Below are 13094 nucleotides of genomic sequence, written 5' to 3'. Positions count from 1 at the left end.
TACTGTTTGTCTTTTTTATATTTTCTAATATATCATTTTGCCAATCATATGCTATCAAATATATGATTTAAATTATGAGATAACTGCAGGAGTAAAAAACAACACTTCATCAAATATAAGAATTACATTATACTACGAAAATGGTACATCTGAAGATATCTATAAAAGAAATATCAATAACAATGGTGATAGAGAGACAAATTTACTCGTATTTTCTGCTGTAAGAACTAAGAAACCAGTAAAAGTCGAATGTTATGCGTTTGTTAATTTCAGAACAGGAACAGATGCAGGTTCTTCTGTTTTCAAGGATTTTGAACCCAATTGTGCAAGTGGTTCATTTTCTGGCCGCTATTCTCCAAGAATGACAGAGGTAACATTCAAGTATACGATAGGTCCTGATCTTAAAATCTTTCAAAATTCTGATACTTACCTAACAATAAATGATAATATTAAAATAACCAGTCAATCAGGATTTATTACTGATTCTTATCGCTGGCAGTATACAATAGATTCAGTAAATTGGATAGATATGCCTCAGTTTAATGGATTGTCAGAGTTGAATATTAATGCTGCTTCAATTTTAGGCAGTGCTGGTATTAATAATTACATAGATAAAACTATTTCAATCAGACAAAAATCATCGTGTGGCTCATTCTCAAACACAGTCTCCTACATTATAAAAGAATATTCTAAAGCGACACTTGAAGAAATGGCTAACGGTTCGTTTATGCCAGAATCAGGCAAATATATTGTTTCAGGCTGGGTTAAAGAAAATGTTGCCAAGCAGCAAATTACTTATACCCAAAGCAATATTACGATTTCTATTGCCAATGGTACTGCTGCACCATTTTATTCACAAATCTTTAATCCTTCGGGAGCAATCATAGATGGTTGGCAACGCATTTTGGGCATTATTGAAATTCCTGCGATAGTTCCCCAAAATAGTCTAAAGTTAGAAATAGCATTAAAATGTACTAACACTACAGCAGATTGCTATTTTGATGACATACGATTTTTCCCTTATAATGGAAATTTAAAAAGTTTTGTTTACGATGAAGATACGGAAAAACTCATGGCAGAATTAGACGAGAACAACTATGCTACGTTTTATGAGTATGACTTAGAAGGAGGACTGGTTAGGGTGAAAAAAGAAACAGAAAAAGGAGTTTATACCATACAAGAGACACGAAGTAGTAGCTTGAAGAGGGAATAGATGAAGTTTGATTAATAATTGTGATTTATATGGCAATTCATCTTTGGTAAACAAAAATGAGTGTTTGAAAATTATTTAAAAATAGTTTTTAAATGCAACCAATTCTATTTAAGTCAATTATTTCAGTATCCAGAATAAAAAGAATCCTTTCATAAGGATTAAAACATATAAGTTAATCACGTTATAATTATAATATGAATATATCATTGAATGTGTTAAGTAAAAAAATAAGTTTAGTTGGTTTATTATTATTTACAATAATACTCAGCGCACAAGTACAAGAAAAAGAGTATAGTAATTTTAAGCCAGTAGCGATTACCAGTTTTGGCAGTGCTCCCATTTCTGTTTTTGATTCAGAAGCCAATCTTCCAAATCAAAATAACTTAGCACCTTATTGCTATTTATCAGTAAATATTGACAATAACCTGGCGCCTTATGTGACTTATGAATTAAAGGCTACTTTTAGAATCACTCCTTTAAAACAAGACGGCTCTACTGATACTTCTTTTAATAAAGAATTGGTAGTGAACTACAATCCAAATCCTGCCAATAGTGGTGGTGCTAACTTTAGCGATCTAAGTTATTTAAAAATCGAAAATAGATTTGGTATCAGAGTACAATTGATTTCCTATAAAGCATTGAATACAAATAATGGAAATGTTGTCCCAAGTAATGCTTTTGTTAATATGGGTTTCAAGAGTAAGAGGTATTATTCAGTATCTGAACAATTACTAAATCCAATAGGCTCAACGAATGCTACAGCAAGTTCAATTACAATTAATTGGGAAAATTTGGCAGGTGCCTTAGAATATGAATTAGAATGGACCTGGATAGATAATTATAGTAACGAAAATATAACAGCTCATTTAACAGGGGATCAAATTCCGCTTACAGAAAGGGACTTTGAACTCAATAATACACGAATCATAACTTCTAAAAATGCCTTTGAAATACCATTAATATACGGAAAGGGATATTTAATATACAGAGTACGAGGCATAAGCCGAAATAGAGAATTTGTTAAATATTACGGAAATTGGAGTTCAGGAACCAGCCCAAAAAACACCATAGCCGACTGGCCTCATCAAAGCGTTATTTCTGAACATGAAACTGGCAAAAACTGGCAATTTCAGGCAAGTTATGCTGAAGACGGAAAGAAAAAAGAAATCGTAAGTTACTTTGATGGCTCATTGAGAAATCGCCAGACCGTAACCAAAATTAATACGGACAACACTACCGTAGTAGGCGAAGTTATTTATGATGGACAGGGAAGGGCAGGTGTAGAAGTATTGCCTACCCCAACAACAGATAATAACATTCATTATTTTAAAAATTACAATTTAAACAGTCAAAACAAATCATATTCTTTCAAAGATTTTGACATAGACGGAGGGAGTTGTACTAGTAATGTTTCTGGTATGTCAGACAGTTCAGGATCCAGCAGGTATTATTCGCCATCAGGATATACTGATTTTTCTTTAAGAACTAACCAGGCCTACGTGCCTGATGCGAAATTATATCCTTTCTCACAAATAGAATATACAGCTGACAATACAGGCAGGATATCCAGAAAAGGAGGAGTTGGTCCAGATCATCAGTTGAGCTCGGCTCATGAAATGAAATATTTTTATACAACACCTTCAGCTCCGGAGTTACATAGATTATTTGGTTATAGCGTAGGTGAATCTTCTCATTATAAAAAAAATATTGTAGTTGATCCTAATAAGCAAGTTTCAGTTAGTTATCTGGATCCGCAAGGACGTACCATTGCTACCGCATTGTCTGGAAAATCACCTGTTAATCTTGTTAATTTGTCAGATGAAAATGTAGAAGATAAGGCAACGGCTGAAGCGAATGGCCATGGTAGCACTACAGCAGATTTACTTAACAAACTTGCACCTGGTGATACAGATACAGTAAAAGACAACAACATTTTACAAACTACAGGTTTATTTCCTCAAAGTAATGATGTCTTGGCTCTTTCGAAATCAATAGAAGTAACAAACGACGGAGAAGGGTACGAGTTTGGATATAGTTTAAATCAGACAAATTCATTTTCTCCCTTTTATTGTCCATCAGGTCTATATCCCTTTGTATATGATGTTAAATTAGGTTTAAAAGACGATTGCGGCAACGAAAAATTAGATACACCTATTTTTGAAACTGTAGGAACGTTTAGTTTAGGGGGAGCTAACATTCCAGCAACTCTATCCCTGGTTAAGCCAAAAACTACCTTAAATACGGGGAGTTATAGTCTGAAAAAAGAAATAAAAATAAATGAAAAAGCATTAAACGATTATGCTAATGATTATATAAAAAAATTGACTACACCTAGTTCTGAATGTTATATTGATCCTGCAGATCCAAAATTTGGATTAGCACCTACTACTCAGTTTATTTATGATTCATGTAATCTAACATGTGAGAGCTGCATAACAAGTATAGGAACCAGATTGTATTATGTTCAAAATGCTTTTGATAAGTTATATGGTAAAGTAGTTCTGGCTGTATCTGAATCAGGGAATACGACAACCATATCATTAAACTCTGGAGCTACAGACTCAGAAAACAATTTAATAGTATTATCTGATGTAAATGCTTTAAATATACGTTTCAATAGAGAATGGGATTTATTAAATAAAGAATGTGAAAGAGTATGTAATCCTACACTCATAGAATTTGAAACTGCTTGCCAAATGAATGAAAATTTGTTGGTATCAGATTTAAGGCCTAATGGACAATACGGAGCTACTGATGCTACTGATATAAATACTATTGATGCCAATGGTAATAGCCAGCCCAATTTAAATTTTGATAAATTAAGTATTTTTAATTCAAATGGAGGTCTTTTTTATAATGGTTCAACTACAGGAAATAACTGGAAACATCCTAGAAAATCAATAAGTCCTACTCAGGATCAGGTGGACACATATAAAGACCCGTATGGAGTTCCCTCATTAATTGAAGTAAGAATAGTAGACAATACAAGTACTCCAAAAAAATATTCACCTGAAGTTGATCCGGCCTTTAGTCCCGTTCTTAGTTCTGTAAAAGGTCCTGACGGTAGCGATATTTGGACTGTAAAACCAGAACAATTATTGAATGTAAAAGATTTTATATCACATTGGGAAGATAGCTGGGCTCAATCTTTATTAATTTACCATCCAGAATATAAGTATTTAGAATATAGTCGTGAAATATGCGCAAGAACAATAAACTTTAATATTGCTAAAAATACAGGAACAGTACCATCAATTGTTGCTACACCTTTATCTTCTGATGGTTATGATTCTTATTTAATGAATACCACAACCTATGCAGAGGCAAATTCAAAAGGATTTGTAGATTTTGATAGCGCAGGAAATTCAGGAAAACTGCAAATTTATAATAACGATCCCTATTTTAAACCAGTACAATCAGCATCACCTTTTGAAGATTCAACTCTATATACTATGAGGGTTGGTACAGGTAGTATTATGTATCAGGCGTTAAATAGTAGTTATATTGGAGAAAACGGAACTAATTTAAGCATGTATCAGGTTGCTTTACAAAGTGTACTGTGTAACTCTTTTTCTGTATGTGACTTAAGTAATGCTACTTTAAGCGATTCTCAAAAAGACGAAGTTTGGAATGTTTATAAGGGCTTGTACATAGGTTTAAAAAATAAAATTAAACATATATTTATCAATATATATGCTATGCAGCGCAAATCGGTTAACGCTTGTGTAGGTACAGGAGGATCAAATGCTGTTGCTGATGTTTTAAGTGATAATTTCCCACAGAAAAAAGCACTAACCAATTATATTCAAAACATAAGTGCTACAGCTTCTTTATGCGAAAGCAGTAGTGCGATATTATACAAGACCAAACAAAAAAATTATCTTCCGGCAGATTTTGGATATAATTCTAGTTTAAGTCCTGCAGATGCTATGGCTAATTTAGTCAAAGAAAATCACTTTGAGTATTATGCTCAGACTGGAAATTGTCCACTTTTGTTCGACTTTGACATGCTTTTGAATGGATTTTTTAAAGATCCTGCTTTTTCTTCTCCGGCATCTTTGAGTAATGTGTCTTTTAATAAGCAATATATCACAAAAGAATTGATTCAGAAATTAATGATTCCAGCAAATAATCAAACTGTCGAGGGATTATTTCAAATAGGATTAAAACCTTTGAATATTACAACGAACACTTCCGGAACAACATTAAATATTAACTTTAGCTCAAGGCCGGGAGGAGACTTTACTACTTGCCCAATTGCAATACAGCTCCCTAAAACTGGAGGCTATACCTGGTCAAATTATGGTTCTACATGGAGCATAAAAAATCTAAAACAACTTTATTATGATTTAGGAAATTCAAAACCTTCAGAAGGGAAATACAAATTCTCGGTAGTAGCTCAAATAGGAGCTGCCGGTAATAGTGACATCTCTAATGAAATTATTTTAACAGGAGAAACTTGCGCACCTATAGGGGAATGTGGTATATCACCAAATGCTATTGGGGAAGTTCTGGATCCAAACCAGGCTACCAATGATCAGGGTGTAGGATGTAACAAAAAATCTAAGTTTGAGAAAGCTTTGATTCCTCTTTTTAATGAGTTAAAAACAAAAGGAACATTTAATAGCAGTACACCTATTGACATAAGCAATTATGCTGCTTATAAAAACTCTTATTTAGAAGAATTTTTTGGAGCTGCTGCAGGTATAACCTGGGAAAGAAATGCACAAAATTTATATTTAAAACAAGGAGTAAATATTATTGCAAACCTTATTTTACAATCAACTACAGGAGCGGATGATGGGAATCATACTGCACCAGTAATTACTCTTATAGATTCCTATACCTTTAAAAAATTTGAATCTATTACGTTTAAAGCCTCTACTACTAATTCTGATAGTTCGTTTAAGTTAGTTACTTCCGGAAATACTAATTTCACTACCGGTACAGCTGTTTTGAATGGTACTTTAAAACTTTTTACTAATAATTTTGATTGTTGTCCTTTTGTTGCTATTATGGACACTGATCATGATGGGGTGCCAAATGATCTGGACAATTGTCCCGACAACCCAAATACGGATCAATTAGATATTAATCCTAAGGATGGTATTGGAGATGCATGTCAAAATGTTATTCCGTGTTGGGGACAATATGTAGACGCCTGCAACAATACTGAGACTGAAGTTACTTTTGAAAATGGTCTGAAAGACTTTATGAATCAAATTGTATCGGATCCTAATTACACAATTACTTATGGAGGAATAGCTCCGCCTGAAACTGCGATTTTTCGTATTTGCAGTGAGTATCCTGCTATGGATAGTTTTATTACCAATTCTAATTTAGTGGAGCGTTTTGAGAAGTATAGAAAAGCAAATTTTCCAAATAGACCGCCAGTCGAACTTTATAAGTTTCATGTTAATTATTCAGGTTTTAGAGATACTATGATTATTGCGTTTAGTGATAGAAATAATGAGGTGCAGGCAGTTTTTTGGTTGGGAATACCTCCTAGTTATCAGGTTACGGAACCATTAATGCATTTTAATAAAGTTGACATTGATGCAAATAATGTAGTACACTTTAATTATGATACTGAGAGCCAAAAATGTGTTGACTTTGAGGGGTCCATATCTATGTATTTAGGAGATGCTAACTTTTGTGACTTTTTATCTGATATGACACCAGTAGATCCAGGAGAAAGCGTTCCTTCATGTGCCCTTAATGAACAGGAAGAATTGAAATATGAGAATAATTTAAAAGACGTTATCAACGAGTCTATACAAAATCGTACAGTATCTACCGCGTTCAACGAATCTGCTCCAAAGTATGATTGTTCTAATAGTCCCGCTGTAAGTCATTTTATAAGTGATTCTAATTTATTAAGTCATTTTCAAAAACTTAGAGATTATGTTACTACGACTTCTTCAAGTACATATAATTTGGAAATAGGACTTACTAAGTTTACCGTATTTTATCCAAGCGATTCGCAAATAAGTCTTAATTTTTATGGCTATGATGATCCAACCTGGGAAGCGGTAATCTATTTTAATATTCCAAATAATAAGAATATTGCCTTAATTAAGAAAATAGATATTATAAATGAAAGTGAGGGGAAAATAACTTATGTAGATATAAATGGTACAATACAAGAGGATGAAATTTCATATATAGATCAGTATATTTTAACAGCTCCAAGTAGAGGTAGTGGTATGGAGTTATGCACATTTATAAGTGAAGGCTATCCTAACATGAATTTAAGAGCAAGAGTTGCTCAAAATACATCATCGTCACCTGTGAGCTCAATAGTAACTATGGATGCTTCCGGAATATATACTAATACAAATGTAAATAGAACTTCGAGCAAAATTTCATCTCGTATTGCCTCCAGTTTTGCAGCAGAAACCTGCTCAACCTGTATCCCTCAAACAGTTTCTCCGGTAGCCTGCGATGAAAAGAAAGCTGCATTTATAAATGAGATGAATAACAGAATAGAGGATTATACAGTGCCACAATCCACGCTTGATAACTTCTGTAATAATGGTTATCAGTATATTTCAGATAGTTATGTTAGGTATTTAAAAGAGCTAAAAGTTACCCAGCTTTATGATATCCGTTTTAGAACACTTGCAGAGTTTGGAGACACTTATTTACACTATGGTTTTAATGGTATCAATGCCGTGATAGACCAATACAAAACCTATTATAAGGAGAATTTAGTGAATAATGAGGTGAATCCTGATACATTAAATTGGAATGATTGGGTAGAGACTGTCTTTAGAACCGCTAATAAAGGAAAAGTTTGCCCTCCGGCAGCTTTAAGTACTTTGGTTTCTCCGAGTTTACCGGAGGAAACAGTATCTACTTGCGAAAAACTGGTTAAAAACATTGCTGAAGCTTTCTCAGCAGATAATTATAATAATTTATTGCAGGCCAAGCGTAAAGAATTTATTACATCCTACATTAAAAAAGCCATGTCTGAGGTAGTTGAAACCCTTGATATGACCTATTATGATCAGGAATATCAATACACGCTTTACTATTATGACCAGGCAGGAAATCTTACTCAAACTGTAGCTCCTGAAGGTGTAAGACGCTTTTCACCAGCTGATATTAAAGCTAAGAACCCACTTATTGAAGCTTATAAAGCAGCTGATGACCCGTTCAAACAGTTTACAGGAGATGTTACTAATTTACAGCCGAATCATCAATTCAAGACAGAATATCGCTATAATTCATTAAACCAATTGGTATGGCAAAGTACCCCGGATGGAGGTATTACCCGTTTTGCGTATGATAAACTGGGCAGAATCATAGCTTCACAAAATAGAAAGCAGCAAACTGCGAGTGTTGCCAAAATGAGCTATACCAACTATGATAGCTTAGGCAGAATAAATCAGGCTGGTGAAATAGATAGTTTTGTGTTCAATGCAGCAAACCCATCTGCAGCTATAAGTTATAGTATATCTCCGGAAGGAAGGCTTGTCCGTACTCCTATACCAAGTGGGGTAACAACAGGAATAGTGGATAGTTTTGATAGTACTTTACCAAGAACTCAAGTCACAAGTACTATTTATGACGAAGATCCGGAAGTAGAGACTGGTATAAAAGCTTCTTCATTATTTGTTACAAATGCTGTGTCTGGTTCTAATCCGGCGTACAACAACCGCAATCGGGTGACTGGAGTATTCTATCATGAAAATTATAGCACTCCAAAAGTTTTTGATAATGCTATCTTATACAATTATGATGTTCATGGAAATGTAAAAGAAATAGTAAATTACTATACAGCTCTAAAAAATCCTAATTGTACGCAAACCGTTATAAATACAACAACAGGACAAACCAATGATTGTGAGGCCCATTTAAAAAGGATTGTATATGATTATGATCTTATTAGTGGAAATGTAAATACGGTTAAATTTCAACCGAACAAAGCCGATCAGTTTACGCATCGTTATAATTATGATGCCGATAATCGTATTGTTAATGTAGAAACTTCTGCCAATGGTGTACTTTGGGAAAAAGACGCCAGCTATGAGTATTATGCGCATGGACCATTAGCGAGAGTTGAACTTGGAGACAAGAAGGTACAGGGTATTGATTATGCCTATACTTTGCAAGGTTGGCTAAAGACAGTAAATGGTGAAAATTTAGCAAATAGTGCAAATGACTTAGGACAGGACGGATCGCTTGCTGGTACGACCAAAACCAAAGATGCTTTTGGCTATTCCTTAAGCTATTATGATAACGACTACAAAGCTATATCCGGAGATACAGGTACTGATTCGTTTAAACCGTTAATGGTGAGTCGTAATACTACAGGAGAAAGCCTTAAAAACTTATATAATGGAAACATCAAGCAAATGACAACAGCTATTCGTAAAGAAGGCGATCAGTTGCTTGCGATACAAAAAAACAATTATACTTACGATCAGCTTAATCGTATCAAAACGATGACTTCTCAGGCTTTTGATGCTTTCTCAATGAAAGCAGCCAAAAGTTATGAATCAAGTTATTCTTATGATAAAAACGGGAATTTACAAACTTTACACAATACGGCACCGGGGTTATATCCCGAGTCAAAAACACCGAATTTACCAAATCCGGAGATGGACAACTTTACCTATAAATACATTCCTGGCACCAACAAGTTGACCAATGTTTTTGATGTAGCCGATGATATATTTACTGAAACAGGTATCGATATCAAGCAAAATTTAATTGAAAAGTCTAATTATAATTTAGGTGATTCTAATACATATAACTATGTGTATGATGCTATAGGACAATTAATACAAGACAAAAATGAAGGATTAACGATCAATTGGCGTGTTGATGGGAAAGTGGAGAAGGTTACTAACAGCAAGTCAGGACTTACTATTGCTTTTGAGTACGATGGACTCGGTAATCGAATTGCTAAACGCGTACAACGTGGGCTTGATATAGTGCGTACGCATTATGCCCGTGATGCACAAGGTAATGTGTTAGGGGTTTATGAAGAAAATTATAAAGTTAACGGACAAGGAATTAGTACTGAATCATTGTATCGCTTAAAAGAACATGACCTTTTTGGCAGCAGCCGTCTTGGATTAGAAGAATCTAATTTGCTTGTGTATAAATACGGAAACAGTTCGATTGCCAGCACAAGCAGAATGGCAGCAAAAACCAGCGCCCTGACTACTAATTCTATATTGACCGGAACAGCTGTTATTAGGGATTATGCGCTTCACTTTGATACCACAACGGCTTCGTCAACCTGGAATCCGTATCCGAATAATTCGCCTGCAATAGATCCGGATATGCAAAGCCTGAATCTGGACACTACTATTAAATTGATTAATACCAATCCTGCTAATGGAACCTATTTCCTGAGTGAATTGCAATACACAGGAATTAAACAGGAATCTGTTACCAAAAGTAAAATAGTAGATATAAAAGGGGTTGCTAACAACTGTGTCAGAAAAGTAGACAACGGCGATGCAATAAATCTTTTTAGAGTATCTGGAGCTAGCTGTACAACGGCCAATGCAGTAAATGTTTTTGGTCCCGAAGAAACAGGAGTGCTAGAATTCAAAACTGCCAGCTCAATTTCAAATAACAACAGAGTAAAAGTGGGACTTACTACTAATAATCTTTTTTATGGTTTCAGAAGTTCGAGACTAAGAGCTGGGATTGCATGGCAGTCAAGATTATATTATTCCAACGGGAGTAGTGAAGTTTCACTTGGAATATTTAGGGCAAACGAGGTTTTGAAAATAGAAAAAACTTTAGAGTCAGGTAGATTTTTTATAACTCTTTATAGAGGAAGTACTGTTATATTCAAAACACAAATGGTACCAGTTGTAGCTGCTACTACTATAGATCTGGTAGTATCTTCTTCCACAACGGCGGCTGTGCAGGATCTTAAGGTTACTAAAAATGTAATTGAAACTCAGACCAAAGAAATTACGAATCAGGTTCAGGTTAACCTGGTTAAAAACAATAATTCTATAACGCCAAAGTTTACAGTTAATCAATATACTAAAATTACATCAGACAGTCCTGTTACTGCAACAGTCAAAAGTTATGATGTAACTTTACAGGCAAACCTATTGACAACACCAGCCAATAGTATAGCAATAAAACTGAATACTACATTTGGCAGCACTCCTACCCAATTGGATGTAAACGGTTTTACGCAAATTGTTGAAAACAGGACTAATTGGATCACACCAAGAACAATTAGCCCAGCCAGCATACCGGCCGAAAACCTTAATAAATTAGGAGGTGTTGGTAACGCCAGAGCTCTGGGCTTTGATATGTGTTATTTTAATTATGGAATCAATACGTTGCAAAACGGGTTTACTTTTGATGATGCAGCCGATGCTTCTAACACTAGTAATCCTCCGGTATCGAGTTTAGGAATAGCGATAAACAATAATGTAACGCGTACTCTGGCACCTTGTCTTCCTGATACGGATGGAGATGGTATATTTGATTTATATGAAGTAAACAATGATCTTAGTTTTATAGATACTGATGGCGATGGTGTAGCCAATCAGGACGATAAAGATGACGATGGTGATGGTATTTATACCCTATATGAAGGAGCAAACCCTGATGGAGATAAAAATCCTGCTACAGGAGCTACTTTAAATACTAACGCAATAGCGTCAGTACAGAATCCTAAAGCGACAATCGATACTATACCAAACTATCTTGATGTTGACGACGACGGTGACGGTTATGCGACCTGGGAAACTTACGAAGGAGGTAAAGGGAGTATTAATGCCACAACAACTGGTACGCCTTATACACTAAATACGGATAACCCTAATGATGCAATAGCGAATTATCTGGACCCAACCAACGGACTTTTTGCACCAACATTACCGATGGTTCAAAAGAGTTTCTTATCTTCGATTGGAGATAAGCGTTACGAGTTATCGAACCATTTAGGTAATGTACTGGCGGTGGTATCGGATAAAAAAATACCAGCTACCACAACAGGAATCTTTAATGCTGAAGTTCTTAGTTATAGTGATTACTATCCTTTTGGACAGTTAGTTCCTACAAGACATAGTTCGGGTGATTACCGTTATGGGTTCCAAGGACAGGAGAAAGATGATGAAATTAAAGGTGGTGATGGGAATTCGTTGAATTATACTTTTAGGATGCATGACCCTAGAATTGGTAGGTTCTTTGCTGTTGACCCGCTTACAAGTAAATATCCTTGGAATTCTCCTTATGCATTTAGTGAAAATAGAATTATGGATGGGGTTGAGTTAGAGGGATTAGAAGTAAGAATGCTTAATGATGGGATAATTATGCAGACTGTTGACATTCAATCACGAAAACCACAATACTCAAAAGAAGATGTGCCTCTTTTAGAAATGGGAGTCATAGTTGAAAAAGATTTTTCTAAAAAAATTGAAACTAAGGATATAATAATTAATGCCAGTGCTAAAATGAGAGTAAAAGTGAGCTATGGAATTTGTATAAATGGCGATAATGCAGAATATGAAGTATCTTTAGGAGATGTTTCAGTTGATGCTAGTGCTTATAACCAAAAGTTTTTTGATGAAAAAGGAACCATATTTAATGCTAACGGGGCATATAATGTTAAAACGGGGCAATATGATTATAAAACAAATGTTTTGACATCTGAAAATGAAATAAATTCTATTACAAAAAGGAAAGAAGAATTATCAAAAGATGATTTCTTTGCTAAGGTTGAGAAATTTGGAGTTTATCTTCAGGTAAACCTTAATCAAGCAGGAAACGGTTTGGCAGATTTTGGTAATCTGGTACAATCTTATTTTGAAGGAGTAGCTAATGATTGGTTTAACAAAGATTCTGAAGGTAACTTCGATCCAGATTATTACAAAACACAAAACTAAAGTTT

At 34.7% G+C, this 13094-nt stretch carries 2 protein-coding genes; both read left to right on the top strand.

Annotated features, from left to right (window positions below; all coding sequences use genetic code 11):
* Positions 1-37: 37 nt before the first annotated feature.
* The gene (locus tag IHE43_RS21580) at positions 38-1213 is read left to right on the top strand and encodes a hypothetical protein (RefSeq protein ID WP_192185808.1); all 1176 of its coding nucleotides are present in this window, start codon (positions 38-40) and stop codon (positions 1211-1213) included.
* A 194-nt stretch (positions 1214-1407) separates the two neighbouring features.
* Positions 1408-13089: an RHS repeat-associated core domain-containing protein gene (locus IHE43_RS21575; RefSeq protein WP_192185807.1), complete on the top strand. Its 11682-nt coding sequence runs from the start codon at positions 1408-1410 to the stop codon at positions 13087-13089.
* The last annotated feature ends 5 nt before the right edge of the window (positions 13090-13094 follow it).

This window comes from Flavobacterium sp. MDT1-60 (assembly GCF_014844035.1).
Taxonomy (GTDB): domain Bacteria; phylum Bacteroidota; class Bacteroidia; order Flavobacteriales; family Flavobacteriaceae; genus Flavobacterium.
Note: the sequence above shows the minus strand (reverse complement) of the source record. Positions and strands in the feature narration are given on the sequence as shown.

What these genes read in the sequence shown, in the direction of transcription:
- IHE43_RS21575 (WP_192185807.1), top strand. Translation starts at nt 1,408, where the DNA reads ATGAATATATCATTGAATGTGTTAAGTAAAAAAATAAGTTTAGTTGGT.